The 20,991-nt window shown below is 55.6% G+C and carries 17 protein-coding genes, 1 other RNA gene and 1 pseudogene; 16 read left to right on the top strand and 3 right to left on the bottom strand.

The genetic code is table 11. The features are described from left to right. Nucleotides 1-64: 64 nt before the first annotated feature. From panB to nth, 10 genes and pseudogenes are all read left to right on the top strand, one after another. Nucleotides 65-913, top strand: a complete 849-nt coding sequence (gene panB, locus BLT01_RS04655) for a 3-methyl-2-oxobutanoate hydroxymethyltransferase (protein WP_092095415.1) — start codon at nt 65-67, stop codon at nt 911-913. Then, nucleotides 900-1,799: a pantoate--beta-alanine ligase gene (gene panC / locus BLT01_RS04650; RefSeq protein WP_245696872.1), complete on the top strand. Its 900-nt coding sequence runs from the start codon at nt 900-902 to the stop codon at nt 1,797-1,799. The genes panB and panC overlap by 14 nt, the downstream gene beginning before the upstream one ends. Further along, a pseudogene (locus tag BLT01_RS04645) lies at nt 1,741-1,935 on the top strand (aspartate 1-decarboxylase); the annotation flags it as partial. The gene panC and the pseudogene BLT01_RS04645, both read left to right, overlap by 59 nt. A gap of 317 nt (nt 1,936-2,252) precedes the next feature. Then, complete coding sequence (gene dinG / locus BLT01_RS04640; RefSeq protein ID WP_092095096.1) at nt 2,253-5,036, top strand: ATP-dependent DNA helicase DinG; 2,784 nt, start codon at nt 2,253-2,255, stop codon at nt 5,034-5,036. A gap of 20 nt (nt 5,037-5,056) precedes the next feature. Continuing rightward, nucleotides 5,057-5,227, top strand: coding sequence for a YpmA family protein (locus BLT01_RS04635; RefSeq protein ID WP_092095094.1), 171 nt, complete (start codon nt 5,057-5,059; stop codon nt 5,225-5,227). 7 nt (nt 5,228-5,234) lie between these two features. Next, entirely contained in the window at nt 5,235-5,714 is a 480-nt protein-coding gene (locus BLT01_RS04630; protein WP_092095092.1) for a cell wall elongation regulator TseB-like domain-containing protein, read from the top strand. 15 nt (nt 5,715-5,729) lie between these two features. Beyond that, nucleotides 5,730-6,923, top strand: a complete 1,194-nt coding sequence (locus BLT01_RS04625) for a pyridoxal phosphate-dependent aminotransferase (RefSeq protein ID WP_092095090.1) — start codon at nt 5,730-5,732, stop codon at nt 6,921-6,923. Between the two features lie 23 nt (nt 6,924-6,946). Beyond that, nucleotides 6,947-8,242, top strand: a complete 1,296-nt coding sequence (gene asnS / locus BLT01_RS04620; RefSeq protein ID WP_092095088.1) for an asparagine--tRNA ligase — start codon at nt 6,947-6,949, stop codon at nt 8,240-8,242. Between the two features lie 23 nt (nt 8,243-8,265). Continuing rightward, nucleotides 8,266-8,979, top strand: coding sequence for a DnaD domain-containing protein (locus tag BLT01_RS04615; RefSeq protein WP_092095413.1), 714 nt, complete (start codon nt 8,266-8,268; stop codon nt 8,977-8,979). A gap of 66 nt (nt 8,980-9,045) precedes the next feature. Then, nucleotides 9,046-9,714 carry an endonuclease III gene (nth, locus tag BLT01_RS04610; RefSeq protein WP_092095086.1) on the top strand — a complete coding sequence of 223 codons (669 nt, stop codon included), beginning with the start codon at nt 9,046-9,048 and terminating at the stop codon, nt 9,712-9,714. Between the two features lie 199 nt (nt 9,715-9,913). Here the strand turns inward: nth and BLT01_RS04605 are convergent, their stop codons facing one another. Beyond that, on the bottom strand, nt 9,914-12,640 hold the full coding sequence (locus tag BLT01_RS04605; protein ID WP_092095084.1) for a transglycosylase domain-containing protein: 2,727 nt from the start codon (nt 12,638-12,640) through the stop codon (nt 9,914-9,916). 24 nt (nt 12,641-12,664) lie between these two features. Continuing rightward, on the bottom strand, nt 12,665-13,270 hold the full coding sequence (gene recU / locus BLT01_RS04600; RefSeq protein WP_092095410.1) for a Holliday junction resolvase RecU: 606 nt from the start codon (nt 13,268-13,270) through the stop codon (nt 12,665-12,667). A 189-nt stretch (nt 13,271-13,459) separates the two neighbouring features. Between recU and BLT01_RS04595 the strand changes: the two genes are divergently transcribed. The 6 genes from BLT01_RS04595 to BLT01_RS04570 all read left to right on the top strand — a co-directional run bounded on the left by BLT01_RS04595 (nt 13,460) and on the right by BLT01_RS04570 (nt 19,528). Beyond that, a complete protein-coding gene (locus BLT01_RS04595; RefSeq protein ID WP_092095082.1) occupies nt 13,460-13,828 on the top strand; it encodes a YppE family protein in 369 nt (122 codons plus the stop codon). Between the two features lie 34 nt (nt 13,829-13,862). Further along, nucleotides 13,863-16,085 carry a DEAD/DEAH box helicase gene (locus BLT01_RS04590; RefSeq protein WP_218123188.1) on the top strand — a complete coding sequence of 741 codons (2,223 nt, stop codon included), beginning with the start codon at nt 13,863-13,865 and terminating at the stop codon, nt 16,083-16,085. Nucleotides 16,086-16,091: 6 nt separating this feature from the next. Further along, the gene (locus BLT01_RS04585) at nt 16,092-17,339 is read left to right on the top strand and encodes a ribonuclease H-like domain-containing protein (RefSeq protein WP_092095078.1); all 1,248 of its coding nucleotides are present in this window, start codon (nt 16,092-16,094) and stop codon (nt 17,337-17,339) included. 159 nt (nt 17,340-17,498) lie between these two features. Then, a complete protein-coding gene (gene gpsB, locus BLT01_RS04580; RefSeq protein WP_092095076.1) occupies nt 17,499-17,798 on the top strand; it encodes a cell division regulator GpsB in 300 nt (99 codons plus the stop codon). A 94-nt stretch (nt 17,799-17,892) separates the two neighbouring features. Beyond that, nucleotides 17,893-18,273, top strand: an RNA gene (gene rnpB, locus BLT01_RS04575) — RNase P RNA component class B. Between the two features lie 121 nt (nt 18,274-18,394). Further along, nucleotides 18,395-19,528 carry a THUMP domain-containing class I SAM-dependent RNA methyltransferase gene (locus BLT01_RS04570; RefSeq protein ID WP_092095408.1) on the top strand — a complete coding sequence of 378 codons (1,134 nt, stop codon included), beginning with the start codon at nt 18,395-18,397 and terminating at the stop codon, nt 19,526-19,528. 242 nt (nt 19,529-19,770) lie between these two features. Here BLT01_RS04570 and BLT01_RS04560 read toward each other — a convergent pair whose 3' ends face one another. Further along, complete coding sequence (locus BLT01_RS04560) at nt 19,771-20,775, bottom strand: nuclease-related domain-containing protein (RefSeq protein ID WP_176765043.1); 1,005 nt, start codon at nt 20,773-20,775, stop codon at nt 19,771-19,773. Between the last annotated feature and the right edge of the window lie 216 nt (nt 20,776-20,991).

Genomic DNA, 20,991 nt, shown 5'->3' with positions numbered 1-20,991 from the left:
CAGCCCTTCTGCCATTTTTTTGGCGGGAGGGCTTTTGGTTTTCTCCAGGAAAGGAGAAGAACAGATGATCACCACTGCAGATCTCATGAACAAAAAGAAGAACGGTGAAAAAATTGTGATGATGACGGCGTACGACTTTCCGACGGCGAAAATGGCAGCCGAAATTGGAATCGAGGTCCTGCTTGTCGGCGATTCTCTCGGGATGGTCGTGCTAGGCTATGAATCGACCGTCCCGGTGACGGTGGAGGACATGATCCATCACGGCAAGGCGGTACGACGCGGAGCAGGACAGACATTCACGGTGGTGGACATGCCGTTCGGATCTTACCATGGGAGTATCGACCGGACGCTCGAAGCGGCCGTCCGCATGTTCCGTGAAACCGGAGCGGACGCCCTGAAACTGGAGGGTGCGGGAATCGTCACAGACGTCATCAGGAGGCTCGTTTCGGCGGGAATCCCGGTTGTGGCACACCTCGGGCTCCTGCCGCAGTCAGCCGGCGTGACAGGCGGGTACAAAGTACAGGGCAAGACGGCGGAAGATGCGCTCCGGCTCATCCGGGAGGCAAAAGAAGTCCAGGAGGCCGGTGCCTGCATGCTTGTCCTTGAATGCATTCCGCACCAACTGGCCGGCCGGATCACCGGAGAGCTGTCGATCCCCGTCATCGGGATCGGGGCCGGTTCGGAAACAGACGGCCAAGTGCTCGTCTTCCATGACCTGGTCGGCTATGGAAGCCACCATGTGCCGAAGTTCGTCCGCCAGTTTGCCGATGCCGGCACGCCGATCCATGATGGCATCACTGCCTACGCATCAGCGGTGAGGGACGGTTCTTTCCCGACAGAAGCACACCGCTTCACGATGAAAGAGGAAGAGGCAGGGAAATTGTATGGAGGGGATCCCGTTGAAGCGCATTGAGAAAGTCGCCGACATGGCGCAAGCGGCAAGACGCCTTGCGTCGGAAGGGAAAAGCATCGGCTTTGTCCCGACGATGGGCTTTCTTCACGAAGGCCATCTGGCGCTTGCGGCAGAAGCAAGGAAAGAAAATGACGTTGTCATCATGAGCATTTTTGTGAACCCTGCACAGTTCGGGCCGGGCGAAGATTTCGAGGGCTACCCGAGGGATTTGGAGCGGGACGCGGAACTCGCGGAAAAAGCGGGCGTCGACCTCCTGTTTCATCCGTCGTCTGAAGAAATGTATCCGGAAGACAGTGATATCCGCATCCTGCCGGGCCGGCAGGCGGGCGTATTATGCGGCGCAAGCCGTCCGGGTCATTTTGACGGCGTCCTGAAGGTCCTTACCAAGCTGTTCCACCTGGCAAGGCCTGAGCGGGCCTACTTCGGCCAGAAGGACGCACAGCAGTTGGCTATCATTGAAACGTTTGTCAGGGACTACAACTTCCCGCTGGAAATCCGGCGTGTGCCGACCGTCCGGGAAAAAGACGGCCTGGCGAAAAGCTCGCGGAATGTGCGGCTGACTGCCCAAGAGAGGCGGCAAGCGCCCTCCATCTATGAAGCGCTCCGTGAAGGCGCCAGGGTGCTCCGGGAAACCGGCGATGCGGAACTGGCGCTTGGCACAGTCGGCCACAGTCTCGGAAGCATCCCTGGGGCAGAGACCGATTACGCGGAAATCCTTGAATACCCATCCCTTTTCCCGCTTTCTTCGGAATCGCGGGAAGCCATCATCGCCGCGGCGGTCCGGTTTTCCGGCGCGCGCCTGATCGACAACATCCTGATTCCGCTGAAAGGGAAGCCGGGTCATGTGTGTCAACGGAGCCGCCGCCCGTCTTGTCCAGCCCGGTGACATCGTCATCATCCTCAGCTACGTCCATGTCGATGCGAGAGAAGCGGAACAGCACAGGCCGAACATCGTGCTGATGGGAGTAAACAACCGGATCGATGAAGTCATCGGCTACGAGCCGGAAGCGACTATTTACTGAGACGAGGCGTGCAGTAACTGCACGGTCGCAGGGAAGACTCCCTGAATCGGGTTTGCGTGTTGTTCAAAGCGAATCCGATTCCAGGGTGTTTTTCTTTTATGCAGGGATGGTTTGTTGCCGGAACGGGGTCACCTCAGGTGTGCAAGGGAGTCACTCGGAATATGTGTGATTGGAGCTCGCGACCGTAATGCATGAAATTCGCGACCGCACCCCGTGATTTTATGTCCGCAACTTTCGGGGCAGCGGGCCGGACGATTCTAAGCGCGGGGATGTGGTACAATTTCGGTAAGACACCGACGGACAGCGAGATGATATAGATGGATGGTAAACGATATGCGGTCGTGGATCTTGAGACGACCGGACATTCACCGAAAAGCGGAGACAGGATGATCGAGATCGGCATGGCGCTCGTGGAAAACGGAACCGTGACGAGAACATACTCCACTTTTCTTAATCCCGGACGGAAAATTCCCGCTTTCATCAGCAACCTGACCGGCATCCGCGACAGCGATGTGGCGGATGCTCCCATATTCGAGGATAGGGCCGCCGAGATCAGAGAGTGGCTGGAGGGCTGCGTGTTTGTCGCCCACAATGTGTCGTTTGACCTGCCGTTCCTGCAGCATGAATTCCGGCGGGCGGGGCTGCCCAAATGGAGCGGGGAAACAATCGATACGGTGGAACTCGCAAAAGTGATTTGTCCGTCCGCACCAAGCTTCAAACTTCAGGATATTGCCGCAGAATTCGGCATCGGCCTGGAAAACGCCCACCGCGCCATTGAGGATGCCAAAGCGACCGCCGAACTCCTGATCCGCCTGCAAAAAGAGACCGAACGGCTTCCGGAGCCGACGCTCTCCCTTCTCCATAAGCGGTCATTCCGACTGAAATCGGACCTGAGCTCATTGTTCTACAGCGCGCTCAGGAAAAAGCGCAGGCATGCCGCCACTGAAGGCGGCTATCTGGTCTGGAAAGGCATGGCCATAAAAGAGCCGCCACATCAAAAAAAAAGGATCACTGCCGATATCTCCTATCCCGGGGACCCTCAGGAGAAGGAATCGTTATTGCGGCATGCGTTTGATCCGTATGAGGAGCGGCCTGCACAAAGCGCGATGATGGATGCTGTGCACCATACGCTCGAGTTGAAGTCCGAGCTCGCGGCCGAAGCCGCGACCGGCATCGGCAAAACCTTCGCTTATCTTCTCCCGGCCGCGGTATACGCTTTGCGTGAAGGAAAACCGGCTGTTATCAGCACGTACACCAACCACCTGACCGAGCAGATCATCGGTCGTGATTTGGAGAAGGCGGAGCGGGCCATCGGCGTACCGCTGCGTGCTGCCCTCCTGAAGGGGGTCGGCCATTATATCGATCTCGAGCGGTTTGCCGGCATCCTGGCGGCGACCGATGAGTCTTATGACGAAACTCTTGCGATCTTGCAGGTGGTGGTCTGGCTGGCGGGAACCAAGACCGGAGATCTTGAAGAACTCAATGTTTCCGGCGGCGGCCGGCTGTTCCTGGACAAAATCCGCAAATACCGGGCTGCCGTCCGGGACGGGGAACTGGAGAAGATAGACTTTTATCTCCGGACACTGGATTTTGCGAGGAATTCGGATCTCATTGTGACCAACCATGCGATGCTCCTTTCAGCGCAGGACAGGGGCAAGTCTCCTTTTCCGCCTCTGTCGGGAATGATCATTGATGAGGCCCACCAGTTTATCACGGCGGCGCGCTCCCATGCGGAGACGCTCTTTTCGTACACAGACTTTAAGTACACGATCGGCCAGATGGGCAGGTCCGGCGAGGGCCTTCTTCAGGACAGGTTTGTTTCACTTGCCCGCAAAAACGGCATGCCCGGAGAGCGGGAAGCCGTACGTGCGACCGAACAGTACGAACGGGCGATGGATGCATTCGATGCCGCTTTCGAGGGCATCCAGCTACTCATCCAGACGTTGGGAGAGGATCGCCCGCATGAACAAAAACGGACGTATGCGCTTGCTGATCTCGAACCGCTTGTTCATGTGTGCAGGGAGGCGGGCGAGCGGTTGTACGCGTATCTGGACAAAGTCACGGAACTCACTGTGCCGCTCGTCTCTTCCTGGCACCATGAGCCTGAAATAGCCAGGTTCCTGTCAGAATGGCAGCATTGGATCCGCGAAATCAGACTCCAGGCTGCCGGCTGGATGGAATTGTTTGGCCCGGCGGGCATGGATGATGCGGCTGCCTGGATCGAGGCGGATATGAGAAGCATCCCTGGCAGTCTGAAGATAGTCCGGCAGCCGGCGGACGTTTCCGGCATGATCCGGAAAGCGGTGAACCCGGACGGGCGATTTGGCGTGGTTTGGACTTCCGGGACGCTTTCTCTCCCGGGCAGGGAGCGATTCATCGCCGATCAGATCGGCCTTCCCGAGACGGTTGAGATCCGGAAGTTCACCGCACCTCCGGAATTTTACCGGGGGGCGAAAATGTTCATCGTCAGCGATATGCCGGATATCCTGAATGTTCCGCAGCAGGAATATATCGAATCCGTTGCCGATGCGGTTGTCCAGGCGGTGATCGCGACTGGCGGCAGGTGCTTCGTGCTCTTCACCTCCCATGACATGCTCCGCAAAACTTACGAGCTGATCGTGGATAGTGAATTGCTCGCGGAGTATATGCTGATTGCGCAGGGGATTACGCCCGGGAGCCGGATGCGCTTGCTGAAGTCGTTTCAGCGGTTCAGCCATTCCGTCCTATTCGGCACGGACAGCTTCTGGGAGGGCGTCGACGCGCCGGGGGATGCCCTGGCAGCCGTCATCGTCGTCCGGCTGCCATTCAGTTCTCCGGAGAACCCGCTGTTCAAGGCGCGAGCGGCAAAAATCGCTGCCTCCGGGAAAAACCCGTTCCAGGAACTTTCCCTGCCGGAGGCCATCATCAAGTTCCGCCAGGGATTCGGGCGGCTGATCCGCTCCACTGCCGATCGTGGCGCTTACATCGTCCTGGACCGCCGGATTGAAAAGAAATCATACGGCAGCGAGTTTATCCGCGCACTGCCGCCCGTTCCGGTCGAGAAAGTCGGCCTCGCCGATATGGTGATTGAATTGGAAAGTTGGTATAATGACGAAGTATGAAGACAGAAGGCAGGTCTAATATGGAAAGCAGAATTGAAATTGTGAACACAGTCAAGGTCAAGTATCAGCCGGACCTTTACAAAATCGTTGATGCGCTCAACCGGACATTGAAGGAAGACGACCTGATGTTCGGCCTGGCGCTCGACCCGGAAGATCAGGAAACGGCTGTTTTCACGATCTACAGGACGTGATGGCTTCATGAGAAACTGGATCAGGTTCATCGTCATCTTCTCGCTTGCCTTTTTCACGCTGATCGGTGTCATCGTCTTTTATCAGGCACAGAAGCCGATCGGAAAAGCGGAAGAGAAAGCGGAAGCGCGTGCAATCGAGGAGGGCCACCTTATTGAAATCACCAGATCTTATCCGGTGAACGGCACCGAGCCGTCGATTACGGTGCTTGGTAAAGACAAGGAGGGCCGCCCGAAGGCAGCATTTGTCCCGGACGGGAAAAAAGGGGACATACGTAGCGTTCTCCTATCGGAGGGCATCAGCTCAAAAGAAGTGCTTTCGGCTATTCGGGAGGAAATGAATGTATCGGACATTCTTCACGTCCATCTCGGAACAGACGGTTCCGGACCGTTCTGGGAAGTCGCCTTTGTCGGGCAGGATGACAAGCTGAATTATGTCTACATGAATTTTAAGGACGGCAGCACCCGAAAGAAAATATTGAACTTATAGGAAGGGGTTCCCGGCATGGACCGCAGACTTGCAAAACGGACTGAAACGCTTACACCATCTTCAACGCTCGCGATCACGGCCAAAGCGAAGCAGATGAAAAAAGAGGGCATCGATGTCATCGGACTTGGTGCCGGGGAGCCGGATTACAATACGCCGGACCCTATCATCGAAGCGGCCTACGCCTCGATGAAGGAAGGCAAGACGAAATACACGCCGGCCGGCGGTCTTCCGGAGCTGAAGGATGCCATCATCCGGAAAATGTCGAGGGACCACGGACTTACATACAGGCCATCTGAAGTGCTCGTCGGCATCGGGGCGAAGCACGTTCTCTATACGCTTTTCCAGGTCATCCTGGACCCAGGTGACGAAGTCATCATCCCGATCCCATACTGGGTCAGCTACCCCGAACAAGTGAAGCTTGCGGGAGGAGTGCCTGTATACGTTGAAGGATCCGTCGATTCCGGATTCAAGATCACGGCAGAACAATTGAAAGAAGCGGTGTCGGACAAGACGAAAGCGTTTATCCTGAACTCACCGAGCAACCCGTCCGGCATGATCTATACCGAGGAGGAGTTGAACTCTCTCCTGGAAGTCTGCAGGGAAGCAGACATCTGGATCATCTCCGATGAGATTTATGAAAAGCTGATCTACGGGGACGCCAGGCACGTCTCCATCGCGACGCTTTCGGACGATGCGAAAGACCGCACAATCGTCATCAATGGCGTCTCGAAATCCCACTCGATGACAGGCTGGAGGATCGGCTACGCTTGCGGCGACGAGGCGGTCATCAAAGCGATGACGGACCTTGCGAGCCACTCCACGTCAAACCCGGTCACGACATCGCAATACGCGGCGATTGAAGCCTATGACGGACCGCAGGATGCGGTTGAGACGATGCGCAAGGACTTCGGAAAGCGCCTGGATGCCGTGTATCCGCTCCTTTCCGATATTCCAGGCTTCAACGTATTGAAGCCGCAGGGGGCATTCTACCTGCTTCCTGAGGTGTCAGAGGCGGTCCGGAAGACCGGCTTCGAAGACACGGATGCCTTTGCACGCGCCCTGCTCGAAGAAGCGGAGGTCGCGGTGATCCCGGGAAGCGGCTTCGGGGCACCGGACACGATCCGGCTCAGCTACGCGACCGAACTTTCGCAATTCAAGGAAGCCGTTCGCCGGATCCGTGAATTTGTGGAGGCCCGCTGGCAAGACTGAAACGATAATCGGAGGTTTTCTTTATGGATAAAATCATGATCAAAGAAATGCCGCAGCATGTCGGGGAAACAGTCCGCATCGGCTGCTGGCTCGCGAACAAGCGCTCGAGCGGGAAGATCGCTTTTCTTCAGCTCCGCGACGGTTCCGGCTTCGTCCAGGGCGTCGTCGTCAAGGCGGATGTTCCGGATGACGTGTTCGGCACAGCGAAATCGATCCACCAGGAAACGTCGATGTACGTGACCGGCACAGTCGTCGAAGACGAGCGATCCGCATTTGGATACGAGCTTCAGGTTTCAGGCATCGAAGTGATCGGAGAAGCGGAAGACTACCCGATCACCCCGAAAGAACACGGTACCGAATTCCTGATGGACAACCGCCACTTCTGGCTCCGTTCCAAGAAGCAGCATGCCATCATGAAAATCCGGAACGAAATCATCCGCGCGACGTATGAATTCTTCAATGACCGCGGATTCGTGAAAATCGACCCGCCGATTTTGACGGGTTCATCGCCGGAAGGCACATCCGAACTGTTCCACACCAAATATTTTGAAGAAGACGCATTCCTGTCCCAGTCCGGACAGCTGCATCTGGAAGCAGCAGCGATGGCGCTGGGCAAGGTCTTCTCATTCGGACCGACATTCCGTGCGGAAAAGTCAAAGACCCGCCGCCACCTGATCGAATTCTGGATGATGGAACCGGAAATGGCATTCACGGAACACGAGGAAAGTCTCGAGGTCCAGGAGCAGTATATCGAGCACATTGTCCAATCCGTGCTGAAAAACTGCCGGCTTGAACTCGGCGTGCTCGGCCGCGACACGTCCCAACTCGAGAAAATCCGAGCGCCATTCCCGCGGATCACTTACGATGACGCAATCGAATTCCTTCATGAAAAAGGCTTCGATGACATCCAATGGGGGGATGACTTCGGCGCACCGCACGAAACAGCCATCGCCGAACATTATGACAAACCTGTATTCATCGTGAATTACCCGACGGCAATCAAGCCTTTCTACATGCAGCCACATCCGGACCGTGATGATGTTGTACTTTGCGCAGACCTGATTGCGCCGGAAGGCTACGGTGAAATCATCGGAGGTTCCGAGCGGATCCATGACTATGACCTTCTGAAACAGCGGATCGAAGAGCATCAGCTTGATCCCGAAGCATACGCATGGTATCTCGAACTCCGCAAGCAGGGCTCCGTACCGCACTCCGGTTTCGGTCTCGGGCTCGAGCGGACGGTCGCATGGATCTCCGGTGCAGAACACGTACGCGAAGCAATTCCGTTCCCGCGTCTTCTGAACAGGCTCTACCCATGATGAAGATGAAGGAGGTTGATTCGGTGAACAGTCAGGATCGGCTCCACATCTGGATTGAGCAGGGGAATGTTTCCATTTCCCAGCTCTTTTTTAGCTCTTACAAGCAGCTCGGCATCCGGGATCTCGATGCCCTGCTGGTCCTGCAGCTGTTGTCGTTTGCAGAAGGCGGGCAGGGCCTTCCCGGACCGTCGGATCTTTCGGCAAGGATGTCACTGTCCGATGAGGAGATCGGCCACGGTCTCCAGCGCCTGATGCAATCAGGATTCCTGACGATCGAGCGAACAATGGATGAAAACGGCGTGCTGAACGAAAACTACAGCCTTCAGCCGCTCTGGACACGTCTGGTCGATGCCCGGCTGCTCGGCTGTTCGGGACAGGAGGAAGAAAATCGGCAAGCGGAAGAAGGGGAGATTTTTGCCCTGTTTGAGCAGGAGTTTGGTCGGCTTCTATCTCCGATGGAATGCGAGACGATTTCCATGTGGTTTGACCAGGACGGCCATTCCGCCGACCTTATCAAGGCGGCGCTCCGCGAAGCGGTGATCGCCCGCAAGGTGAGCCTCCGCTACATCGACAGGATCCTTTTCGAGTGGAAAAAGAAAAATATCCGGACCGTCCAGGAAGCGGAAGGAGAGGCGCGGAACTTCCGCGGCCATTCCCAGCAGCAGCCCCGGCATGCATCCGGCAACGAAACCAACCGGAAAGTCCCGTTCTACAACTGGCTGGAAGAACGCGACTGACCGGCACAATAACCGGACGGCCGGCTCCCACAATGGGGAGCCGGCCGTTTCAGAAAGGACATCGACATGCTGACGAAAGCCCAATGGAATGTTTGCCGTGAAGAAATTGCCGACATGTACCCGGAAGCGCACTGCGAGCTCGTCCACGACAATCCGTTCGAGTTGCTTGTCGCAACAATGCTATCGGCCCAGTGCACTGACGCACTGGTCAACCGGGTGACAAAAGATCTCTTCCAAAAGTATAAACGTCCGGAAGATTACCTCGGTGTGCCCCTGGAAGAGCTTCAAGACGACATCCGTTCAATCGGCCTGTTCCGCAACAAAGCAAAAAACATCCGGGCGATGAGCGAAATCTTGCTCGAGAAGCACGGCGGCATCGTGCCGGACGATCGGGACACCCTCATGACGCTGCCCGGCGTCGGCCGCAAGACCGCAAACGTCGTCGTCTCCGTCGCATATGGCGTCCCTGCATTTGCCGTCGACACACATGTGGAACGGGTCTCCAAGCGGCTCGGCCTCAACCGCTGGAAAGACAGCCCGCTTGAAGTGGAGCAGAAACTCATGCGCTGGACACCGGAAGATGAATGGTCCCAGACCCACCATCAGCTGATCTTCTTCGGACGCTACTTCTGTAAAGCAAAAGGACCCGAATGCGGCATCTGTCCGATCCTCAACATGTGCCGCGAAGGGCGCAAGCGCATGGGACTCAATAAAAAAGAGGAAGACGCCGAGTGAATACTACCCGGAATTGCGATGACCAGGCAATCCCGGGTTTTTCTGTCGGACGGGTGGAAGTGGGGGGGTATGGGTTCGCGTACGAAACTGGGAAGTTCACGCACGAAAAGAGAGGTCCCTGTGTTCTCTGCGAAAAGTGAATCACCCCAGTTGTATGCACAGAAAAACGGCCATGCGTTTTACCGCATGGCCGTTTTCATTATGGATTCTGGTTTTCCTCGCCGTTCCCGTCATCGGCTTGGCCGTCGTTGCCATTGCCATTACCGGGATTGGTCTGGCCGCCAGGGTTTTGCTGCTGTCCGCCGCCCTGGTTGCCTGAACCGTCCTGTCCGCCTTGGCCGTTGTCCGGATTGCCTTGGTTGCCGGACCCGTCACCCTGGCCAGGGCCCGGATTTTGGTTTCCGGGGTTTTCGGCATTGCCGCCGTCACCCTGTTCCTCTTCATCCGGTTCTGGTTCGTTTGCACCCGGCTCCTGCTCGTTTTCATCCGGTTCCTGTTCATTTTCTTCGGGTTCTTCCGGTTGCTCCTCTTCAGGGGCGCCCTCGATCTGGATGGAAACGGTAGCAGGGGCGCTGGTGGCTTCACCGGATTTCGCCACAACCGAGAATGTATAGGTCTTGCCGGGTTCGACTCCGGTGGCCGCAGCAGTCTTCTCGGTAGTGGTGGTCAGGTTCTTGGCGCTGCCCCCGTCGACATTGTAGGTAACCGCGAATTCGATATCTTCTCCGCCTTTGTGGTTCCAGCTGAGGCGGACGAGGTTTTGTGCTTCGTCATAGTCTGCGCTGAGTCCGGTCGGTGCCGGCAGCGTTTCTTTTTCTTCTTCCTTGGGTTCGTATTTTTTGGACACGCGTTCAGGGACTGTGCCCCGGACGAACAGTTCCGTACTCTTGCGGTCGGACGGTGTCCAGTCACTTGCAAGCCGGAGAGGGTCAGTGCCGATCTCGATCGTCGCTTCCACGACAGATTTCGGTTTCTTGAACGACGAGTGCTCTCCGCGCTGGGCAAGGTCTCCAAGAATCTCGGAGAAGGCTTTTTGAGGGAACCAGCGCTCTTCCCACTCGGTAAGCGGCGTGTAGTAGTCCTCATGTCCAGTCCAGACCGCAATGGAGTATTCCGGCGTGTAGCCGACAAACCAGCTGTCCGGAACCGCCATTTTCTGGCCGCTGAATCGTTCCTCGAATGTTTTCGTATCATAGTTGGTCGTTCCCGTCTTGCCTGCAACGTCTAGACCATATGATTTCACATTGCTGTATGCTGTACCCTGAGGGTTTTTCACCACATCACGCAGAATGTCCGTAATCATGTATGCGGTGGAGTCCTTCATGGCACTGACCGGTTTCGGGCGGAGATTACGTTCCGTCTTGCCGTCACGAAGGACGACTTTAGTGATCGTGTATGGTTCGGTGTACATCCCGCCGTTGCCGAATGCCGCATAGGCGCTGGCCATCTGGAGCGGGGAAGCGCCGACGCCGCCGCCCAAGGCGGACGATGGATTAGGGCTTTCCACATCGATACCGACTTTCTTTGCGAAATCGGCCGCTTTCTCAGCGCCGACTTCCTCGAATGTCGATATAGCCGGTACGTTCTGGGACAGATAGAGCGCTTTGCGCATCGTCATCTTGCCCAGGTAGCGGCCGTTCGCATTTCGGATCACCTGGTCGCTGCCTTTATACGTTCTGCTCGTGTCATCTACCGTTTGGCCGGTTGACCAGCCGAGGTATTCGATAGCAGGGCCATAATCCAGGATCGGCTTGATCGTCGACCCTACGGAACGGCTGGTCACCAATGCAAGGTTTTTATCCCGCGGTTTATAATCGGGCCGTCCGGCAACCGCCTTGACACCGCCGGTCTTTGTATCGATCACCACTGCACTTGATGACGCTTCGCCCGGAATCTTTTCATGGGTGATGGTGGATTCGACGGTTTCCTGTGCTGCCGGATCCAGCGTGGTGTAAATCTTCAGGCCGTCGGCAATGGAGAGGTCATGTTCTTCAAGTTCTTCCCTCACCATGTCGACAAATGCAGCATATTTGTTGCTGCCGTGATGTTTCTGCTGCTCGGGCGGAATCAGCCCTTCTGTGACCGGCACTTCTTTTGCCGCATCCGCCTGCTCTTGGGAAATTTTGCCGTGCTGGACCATCAGGCCAAGGACGATATTCCGCCGCTTTTCGGCCCGCTCGGGATGACGGTACGGGTTATAGCGGTTCGGACTTTGCGGCATCCCTGCGAGAAGGGCCGCTTCATGCAGCTTGAGTTCTTCCGGCTCCTTGCCGTAGAACTGTTCGGCCGCTGTACCGAAGCCATAGATATTGTCGGTCATCAGAACCTTGTTGAAGTACATCTCGAAGATTTCCTCTTTTTCGTACTTCCGCTCAAGCTGGAAAGCGAGCCAAGCTTCCTGGGCTTTCCGCTTGAGCGTTTTCTCGTTCTGGAGAAATGAGTTTTTCACGACTTGCTGGGAGATTGTGCTTGCGCCCTGAGCGCCGAAGCCGTCGCGGAAGTTGGCGAGCACCGCTCCGCCAAGTCGCCACAGGTCCATCCCGTGGTGCTTGTAGAAACGGACATCCTCGGTGGCGAGAATGGCGTCTTCCATGATTTGCGGAATGTGATCGTATTCCACATACTCCCTGTTTTCTGGACCGAGTGTAAGGAGCGGTTCATCCGAGCCTTGCACATACAGCTCAGACGCAAGCGGGTCTTTCAGTGACTCTTCGTCCAGTTTTGGCGAGGTCGCTGCATAGTAGGTGAATAGCCCGGCGCCGAATACGAAGCCGATGACCGCCAAAACAACGGCAATTCTGAGGATTTTTTTCCAAAGTGGCTGTTTCTTATTGTTGCCGGGTTTTTTGGCGCTTTTGCGGTCCGTCTTGCGGGCCTGCTCCTGCTGTTTTCGCCTTTCGGAGCGTGATTGAATCTGGTCACTCATAGGTTTTCCTCTCTTTCTATTGCGTCAAGAAATGCCTAATTTCGCGATGGCGCCCAGATAGTCGAGCCTTGGCCGGAATCCGGCGTGAAACTCGACGGCCTCTTCCTCCAGTTCGGCAACCGGAATCGATTTCCGGCCGCCGTCTTTCATCCGCTTCCATGCGCGGTCGACCAGATCAAACGGCACGATAAAATAACGTTCGGTTTCTGTAAACTTCACGATCAGGAAAGCGATGCCTCCCTGATCCGTCACACTCCGCATATGCTCGATCTGGTGTCCGTGAATGTTTTTCAGCGGAAAGGAGGAACTGACTCCGGTTTCCTTCGCGTCAAAATCAATATGATGGCCACGGTAAATCCCATTGTAATCGGTCGTCGAGGGCGTTTTGAAGTAGGCTTCGCGGATGACCGCGGCACTTCGGGACGGATAGTCGACCTTCACAATCTGGACGGGTACGGGTTTTTTGTGGATAACCGCGATGCCGTTTGCGAGATAGTAGGCATTGGACTCGTCCAATTCATCCTCCAATGTTTTCCCCCTGTTGCTGAATGAGTAGTCTTTTTTCGCCGACTTCACAGCAGGCTTGGCGGCCTGAGTATATTTTCTTCCGCCGGGGTAGCGAATTGCCATCTTTCTCACCTCGCATTCCACCTATCATACCACAATCATAGGACGGGTTATGGCAGCCCAGGGTTGCGGATGCCTGCATGGATTATTTTAACAGTCGCCGTCCGAGGAATGTCTGTTCCCCTCTTGGTGGTCACTTACTATCATATTTGGTAGGATGAAGAAAACCAACTAAAAAGGAAGACCTTATATATGAAACTTCATGAATTGACTTCACAGCTGCTGGACGAATGCGGCAAATGCCGCCCCCGTCATGCCCGCATGAGGGAAGAAGAGAGGGAGCCGGACTTTTTCGGCGAGGTGAAGCCCTACGCTGACCAAGTTCACTCATTGATTGCCGAGTGGCAGAACCGATCGAAAGAATGGATCCTGCAAGAACACCCGAAACATGTTCGGGAAGCGCAAATTGAAAACGCGGCTGAAATGATGACACAGTTTGTCGTCCAGTCGTTTTATCCGAAAACCGGAAAAAAGCGTTTCTATGATTCAATCCAGTCTGCAGAGTATTTGCTGAAGACGATGTTGATGTCAATGGAGGAGGAGACGCATCGTGCTGAATAAGCAAAAGGCCATCAGCGAGCTGGTCAGCGAGTGGATGTCGGACCCGGAAATGCGCGAATCGATCCGTCATCACCGGGTGGTCGAGGGAAAGGAGGCGCGATACGCGCCGTTTCCGGAACGGCTCCATGCATCGATCCGGAAAGCGCTCGAGTCGCGGGGGATCAGCCGGCTCTATACGCACCAAAGGGAGGCGTTCGACCTGGCTTTTTCGGGCAAGTCGTTCACTGCGGTCACGCCGACCGCTTCGGGGAAGTCGCTCTGCTATCACCTCCCCGTTTTACAGTCGGTGCTAGAAGACCGGTCGTCCCGCGCGCTTTATCTGTTCCCGACAAAAGCTCTTGCGCAAGACCAGATGGCGGACCTTCACCGGCTGATCGAGGAAAGCGGGGAGGAGATCCTCAGCCACACGTATGACGGCGATACCAGCCCGGGCATCCGGCAGAAAGTCCGGAAGTCCGGACATATTATCATGACGAATCCGGACATGCTCCACTCCGGCATCCTGCCTCACCACACAAAGTGGGTATCGCTTTTCGAAAATCTGAAGTATATCGTGATCGACGAGCTTCATACGTATAAAGGGGTCTTTGGCAGCCATGTCTCTCATGTGCTGCGCAGGCTGATCCGGATTGCGCGCTATTATGGCAGCGACCCGGTCGTCATCTGTACGTCTGCCACGATCGCCAATCCAAAGGAGCTCGCGGAGTCGCTTGCAAACCGGCAGATGGAACTGATTGCGGACAATGGCGCACCCGCGGGTAAAAAGCATTTCATCTTTTATAACCCGCCTGTGGTACATCCGACATTCGGAATCCGCCGGTCGGCGGTGCTTGAAGTGCGCGACCTTGCCCGCAGGCTTTACCAGGAGAACATCCAGACCATTGTATTCGCAAAAAGCCGGGTGCGTGTCGAGATGCTCGTGACCTATATGAAAGAAATGACCAAAAAGAAATTGTCGGACACGACGATCCGCGGATACCGGGGCGGCTATCTGCCGTCGGAGCGGCGGGAGATCGAGAAAGGCCTCCGTAACGGCGACATCAAGACGGTCGTCTCGACGAATGCCCTTGAGCTCGGGGTGGACATCGGCCAGCTTCAGGCATGCATCATGACCGGCTATCCGGGCAACATCGCGAGTGCCTGGCAGCAGGCAGGACGCGCCGGCCGCCGGCAGGACGAGGCGCTCATCATCTATGTCGCCCAGTCGCTGCCCCTTGACCAGTATGTGATCGACCATCCGGAGTACCTGTTCGGCCAATCACCGGAAGAGGCGCGCATCCATCCGGACAATATCCTCATTCTCATGGACCACCTGAAATGTGCGTCGTTCGAACTTCCGTTCACGCTTGACGAACAGTACGGCGAATTTGACGTGCAGGAGTTGCTTGCATTCCTGGCGTCAGAAGGCATCCTCGTCCAGGCCGGAGACAAATGGCACTGGATGAGCGAGCGCTTCCCGGCAAGCGAGATCAGCCTGCGTTCCGCTTCGCAGGAAAACGTCATCATCATCGACAAATCGGTCCCGCGCGACACGACGGTCATCGGTGAGATGGACCGGTACAGCGCGATGACGCTCCTTCACGAAGAAGCGATCTACATCCACCAGGGCACCCAATACCAGGTCGAGGAACTCGATTGGGAAGAAAAGAAAGCGTATGTGCGCAAAGTCGATGTGGACTACTTTACCGATGCCAACCTGGCGGTCGAGCTTAAGGTCATCGCGGAAGACGAATGCGAAGAACGGAACGGCCATACGGAATCATTCGGAGACATCGCGGTGCTTGCCATGCCGACCATCTTCAAGAAGATCCGTTTTGACACCCATGACAATATCGGTTCCGGGCCGATCACGCTCCCCGCAGAAGAGATGCACACGTCTTCCGCCTGGCTGTCGTTCGAACGGCCGGCAGACTGGACCGAATCCGACCTGACCGACACGATGACAGGAGCGGCTTACGCGATGCATTCATTTATCCCGTTGTTCGTCAGTTGTGACCGGTCTGACATCCATGTCGTCCCTCAGGTAAAAGCGGTCCATACCAAGCGGCCGACAATCTTCGTCTATGACAGCTATCCCGGCGGCATCGGCCTCAGTAAGCGGATCCATGGCATGTGGCCGGATCTGCTCGAGCAGACGGCAGGCCACGTTGAACATTGCCCGTGCGAATCCGGATGCCCGGTCTGCATCGGTGCCCAGGAATCCGGGGGGAACATCAAGCGCCGCGTCGCCGAGCTTCTCAGAAAGCTTGCGGGGTGATGCATCATGTCTTATGAAAACCGGCTGATGCAGATGAAGAAGATGCTGAAAAAGGCGCCTGCGGAAAAAGTGAAGGAGACCGCATTTAAGAAGCCGCCCGTACCGGCGTACTCAGAACGATGGGAAGCTGCCGGACTGGAGCGCATCGGCAACCAATTCGGCACGGTTTTCCTGAAGCGGACTCATTACCCGGCGGACACCGTGCATGGAGGACTGGCACTTGGTTTGCTTGAAGAAGCCGCCTCGGTCTGGTCCGGCTCGGACGGCGTCCATCCGTTTTCGGAAGGGGACGAGAAAAAGCTGCTGTTTTTTGATACGGAAACAACAGGTCTCAAGGGGACCGGCTCGCTTATCTTCATGGCCGGCCTGCTTTCGACGGACGGTGAGGATTTCATACTCGATCAATACGTCTTGGCCGACCCGGCACATGAGACGGCGTTCCTGTTTGAGACGGGACTTTGGAAGCCGGGACATACCCTTGTCACCTATAATGGGAAAAGTTTTGATTGGCCCCAGCTGCAGACCCGGTGGACGATGAACCGCCAACACCTGCCGAAACTTCCTGACCCGGCGCATATCGATCTTCTCCAGGGCACCCGGCGTGTGTGGAAGGGAGGCCTCGACAGCTTCTCACTGAAATCTGTTGAAGAGGAAGTGCTCGGCTTTCACCGGGAAGACGATGTTCCGGGGTTTCTCGCGCCGATTATTTATAACGATGCTGTACGTAGCGGGAACCCCGACCTCCTGCTCCGCGTCCTTCGTCATAATGAGTGGGACCTGCTGTCTCTTGTCACGCTGTTCACCAAGCTGACCACATTGCTCATGAAAGAGAATCAAGAAGAGACCCCGCTTCCGCATACGAACATCGGCAAATGGTTCGGTGACCTGAAAGCGTACGAAAAAAGCCGCGAAGTGCTGGAGGAAGTGACGAACGTCTTTTTCGATGAAACCGACGAAGCGTATTATTACCTCGGCTTTCTTCTGAAAAAAGAAAAGCGCTACGAAGATGCGGAATCCGCTTTTCTTCAGGCTTATAAAGGCGGACTTGATGAGGGGAAGACCCTCCAGGCACTCGAGGAACTGGCGAAACTGCAGGAACACCGACTGGGCAAGCTTTCGGAAGCGGAGATGAACTGCCTTCGGGCGGCAGGTCTCCTGAAAAACATGAAGGCGCTGAAACCCGTCCGCAAAAAGCGGTGGCAGGAGCGCTTCGAGACCCGCCTGGCAAGAGTCCGCAGGAAACAGGGGAAATAGCCACCGGAGCAGGGAACGATTCCTCCGAAGTGTTGCGGATATTTCCCGGGCAAGCGCAGATTGCGACATCAGGTCCTATTCTTTCCGACAGGGATAAACACCCGCGGGCAAAATATGCTATAATTTAAGGAAGCTAGCAAAGACGGAAGGACGAGAGTCATGGAGACTAAACTGACCGCCAAGGAAATCCTCGAACACGAGTTCAAAACTGGAGTCCGGGGATACAAGCCGGACGAAGTCGATCATTTTCTCGATGAAATCATCCAAGACTATGAAGCATTCAACAAGAAGATTGCCGCGCTCACTGAAGAAAACAAGCGGCTTACCGAGGAAATCGAAGAGCTGAAAAGCCGTTCATCCGCACCGGCGCCTCAGCAGACAGGTACGACGAATTTCGACATCCTGAAGCGATTGTCGAATCTGGAACGCCACGTATTCGGAAATAAACTGAGCGACTGAATTCAAGGACGCGCCCCGGATTGGAGAAAGGCAGAAGCCTGTCTCCTGTTGATTCCGGGGCGCGTTTATGGTATGATGAACGTTGCCAAAGTCGCCATTCAGGTAATCGCTGCAACTTCGGGTTGTAGAGGAAAGTCCATGCTCGCACGGTTCTGAGATGACCGTAGTGTTCGTGCCCGGCGAAGTCATAAGCCGGGGCAGATCCTTCCGGGTCTGACGGCGGGAATAATGCCTAAGTCCTCCGGGATACGGCAGAGATTCCCTGAAAAGTGCCACAGTGACGTAGTCGCATCGGAAACGGTGCGGGTGGAACGGGTAAACCCCTCGAGCGAGAAACCCAAATTTTGGTAGGGGCGTCCTTCCGAAGGAACTGAACGGAGGAAGGGACAGGCAGCCGCCTGTAGATAGATGATTACCGCCGGAGTACGAGGCGTAAGCCGTCTGAGTACAAAGGAACAAAACATGGCTTATCGAATGGCGACGGTATATTTGCATGCAACGGAACGCTCTCCCATGACAGGAGGGCGTTTCTTTTGTACGATACATACAGCAGACTCGCCGGGCAATGTACCGGCGGTGAGGAGTGGTTCGATACGATGACGACATTCAAGTTGGTGGCGACCGCCGCGATGGGGCTGGAGAAGCCGGTCGCCGACGAGGTCCGGGCGCTCGGCTACGAGCCGACCGTTGAAAACGGGAAGATCTATTTCGAAGGAGACGAAACCGCCATTGCACGCGCGAACTTATGGCTCCGTGTCGCGGACCGGGTTAAGATTGTGGCGGGCGAGTTCAAGGCGTACACATTTGACGATCTGTTCGAAGGGGTGAAGTCGATCCCGTGGGAAGAGTTCCTACCTGCCGATGCGGAATTCCCGGTCAGCGGGAAATCCGTCAAATCCCAGCTCGGCAGCGTACGCGACTGCCAGGCCATCACCAAGAAAGCCATCGTCGAGCGGCTGAACGGGGCATACGGCCGGCGGGGCATCCTGCCCGAGACGGGAGCGCTATTCAAAATCGAAGTGTCCATCCTGAAAGACATGGCGACGCTCACGATCGATACGAGCGGAGCCGGACTCCATAAGCGGGGTTACCGGGTGGGCCAGGGCGACGCGCCACTCAAGGAAACGCTCGCCGCAGCGCTTGTCCAGCTGACCCGCTGGAGCCCGGACCGCCCGTTCCACGACCCGTTCTGCGGATCCGGCACACTTGCAATCGAAGCTGCGATGATCGGCCAGAACCTCGCACCCGGTTACAACCGTGAATTTGTGAGTGAACAATGGCCATGGATGAGCGCCTCTGTCTGGGAAGACGTCCGCGCCCATGCGGACAGCGCTGCTGACTATGACGTCGAACTCGACATCACCGGCACCGACATTGACCACCGTATGATCAAAATCGCTGAAGCCAACGCAGCAGAAGCCGGCTTCGCCGACCTGATCCACTTCAAACAGATGCAGGCAGCCGACTTCACTTCCGACAAAGACAACGGCGTCATGGCCTCCAACCCGCCATACGGCGAGCGGATCGGCGAAGTCGAAGAAGTCGAACAAGCCATCCGCGGACTCGGCCAAGTGATGAAACACTATCCGACCTGGTCCGTCTACATGCTCTCTTCGATGGAAAACTTCGAAGAGCTCTATGGGCGTCAGGCCACGAAAAAACGCAAACTCTTCAACGGCTTCATCCGCACGGACTATTACCAGTTCTGGGGACAGAAGAAACGGGATTGATATGGATTTGGGAAAACCGGGCGGATGCCCGGTTTTTTTATTCAGAAACTCCCGGGTTTGCGTACGAATCTAGAAAGTTCGCGTACGAAAAGTCCGTCGCTCCCCGGGTTCGCGTACGAATCGAAGAAGTTCGCGTACGAAAAGTTCTCCGCTTTCGGGTTCGCGTACGAATCAAAGAAGTTCGCGTGCGAAAAAATCATTGCTACCTGGGTTCCCGTCCCGTTCCCGGAACACAAATAACCTCATTTCACTTTCTCATCCCCCGGCACGATAAGTTTTCCTTCTCGGGAAATGCGGATATTCGGCCGGTTCAATTCGAAAACAGTATTGTTGGTTTTGCCGTGCCGCAAGAAAAGAGGCGATTTCAATAGTTCAGCTGTTTTGGAGCGTCCGAGATTAATAAAGTTGGAGCACTCCGTGAGTGAGGCTTTTTTGCAGTAGATCAGGAAATAGTCGACCAGTGTTTCGGTGTACGGAATCCATTGCCGCAATTCGCATTTCATGCAGGTCCCCATTCGTTTGGTGTGCGTCTCCAGTCTGCCGAGACACTCCGTGCAGAGCGGTTCCGTATGGAGGTTGTCTTGAGTGTGATTGAAATGCTGTACCAGTGGAAAGTGGTCATAAGGTTCCTCCTGGTATCGCAAGGCAGAAGCAATCCACTCAACAGCTGCTTCGTCTATTGCGGGAGGATGGTTTTTGAGTTCATTGCGGAAAAGGTCAGGGATTTCACGGATAAAGTGGATCGGCATTCCTGGTTCAAAATGGGGCTCGGCGTATTTGGAGGCCAGGAACACGGCGCCTTTGACCGGTATCTCGATATTTTGCGCAAGCAGCCAGTAGGCTACGGTGTCTATCGCCATGTTCAATTGAACAAAGGGGGATTGGAAGTAACTCACTTTGCCATCCTTTGCCGTCCGTTTAAGCAGCGCGGGATGCCGCTCCAACTCCAAGGTTCCGCTGATGTTTTTCACCTCGATGATAAACGCGAAATGCTTCGTGATGACGAGCGTGTCGATCTGGACGGGATCTTCACCAAATACCCGAATCGTCAAATCATGCAGAACCCGGGAGTGCCGGGGCAGGCAGGCCCTCCGGATCATCTGGTCAGATCGGGTTTCCCCTTCATAGCCGATGCGGGTAGTCGTGATTTCATTTTCGACCTCGATGTATTTCGGATCCTGCTCTGCCATTCTCGGCAACATGCGCTCTGCCGCGTACAAGTACAGCGGATAGTTCCGCTCCTCCATTGCACCCACCCCTTTCCCGTATTTAAGTCGGGAACGGGAGAAAAGGCAAATCCCCATTTTTCGATTTTCCCCTGCAAAATCGCACCAAAATCTGATTTTGCCGCTTCTCAATTCCTAACAAATACCGTCCCGCCGCGATTCGTCCAAAATTAAATTCGAATTTCGCCAATTCCCTTGAACTTTCTTGCTCTTCGCCTGTCTAATAAGTACAGAGAC

It is taken from the genome of Bhargavaea beijingensis, assembly GCF_900101985.1.
GTDB classification, from domain to species: Bacteria; Bacillota; Bacilli; order Bacillales_A; family Planococcaceae; genus Bhargavaea; species Bhargavaea beijingensis.
Note: the sequence above shows the minus strand (reverse complement) of the source record. Positions and strands in the feature narration are given on the sequence as shown.

What these genes read in the sequence shown, in the direction of transcription:
- panB (WP_092095415.1), top strand. Translation starts at nt 65, where the DNA reads ATGATCACCACTGCAGATCTCATGAACAAAAAGAAGAACGGTGAAAAA.
- dinG (WP_092095096.1), top strand. Translation starts at nt 2,253, where the DNA reads ATGGATGGTAAACGATATGCGGTCGTGGATCTTGAGACGACCGGACAT.
- BLT01_RS04635 (WP_092095094.1), top strand. Translation starts at nt 5,057, where the DNA reads ATGGAAAGCAGAATTGAAATTGTGAACACAGTCAAGGTCAAGTATCAG.
- BLT01_RS04630 (WP_092095092.1), top strand. Translation starts at nt 5,235, where the DNA reads ATGAGAAACTGGATCAGGTTCATCGTCATCTTCTCGCTTGCCTTTTTC.
- BLT01_RS04625 (WP_092095090.1), top strand. Translation starts at nt 5,730, where the DNA reads ATGGACCGCAGACTTGCAAAACGGACTGAAACGCTTACACCATCTTCA.
- asnS (WP_092095088.1), top strand. Translation starts at nt 6,947, where the DNA reads ATGGATAAAATCATGATCAAAGAAATGCCGCAGCATGTCGGGGAAACA.
- nth (WP_092095086.1), top strand. Translation starts at nt 9,046, where the DNA reads ATGCTGACGAAAGCCCAATGGAATGTTTGCCGTGAAGAAATTGCCGAC.
- BLT01_RS04605 (WP_092095084.1), bottom strand. Translation starts at nt 12,640, where the DNA reads ATGAGTGACCAGATTCAATCACGCTCCGAAAGGCGAAAACAGCAGGAG.
- recU (WP_092095410.1), bottom strand. Translation starts at nt 13,270, where the DNA reads ATGGCAATTCGCTACCCCGGCGGAAGAAAATATACTCAGGCCGCCAAG.
- BLT01_RS04595 (WP_092095082.1), top strand. Translation starts at nt 13,460, where the DNA reads ATGAAACTTCATGAATTGACTTCACAGCTGCTGGACGAATGCGGCAAA.
- BLT01_RS04590 (WP_218123188.1), top strand. Translation starts at nt 13,863, where the DNA reads ATGTCGGACCCGGAAATGCGCGAATCGATCCGTCATCACCGGGTGGTC.
- BLT01_RS04585 (WP_092095078.1), top strand. Translation starts at nt 16,092, where the DNA reads ATGTCTTATGAAAACCGGCTGATGCAGATGAAGAAGATGCTGAAAAAG.
- gpsB (WP_092095076.1), top strand. Translation starts at nt 17,499, where the DNA reads ATGGAGACTAAACTGACCGCCAAGGAAATCCTCGAACACGAGTTCAAA.
- BLT01_RS04570 (WP_092095408.1), top strand. Translation starts at nt 18,395, where the DNA reads ATGACGACATTCAAGTTGGTGGCGACCGCCGCGATGGGGCTGGAGAAG.
- BLT01_RS04560 (WP_176765043.1), bottom strand. Translation starts at nt 20,775, where the DNA reads ATGGAGGAGCGGAACTATCCGCTGTACTTGTACGCGGCAGAGCGCATG.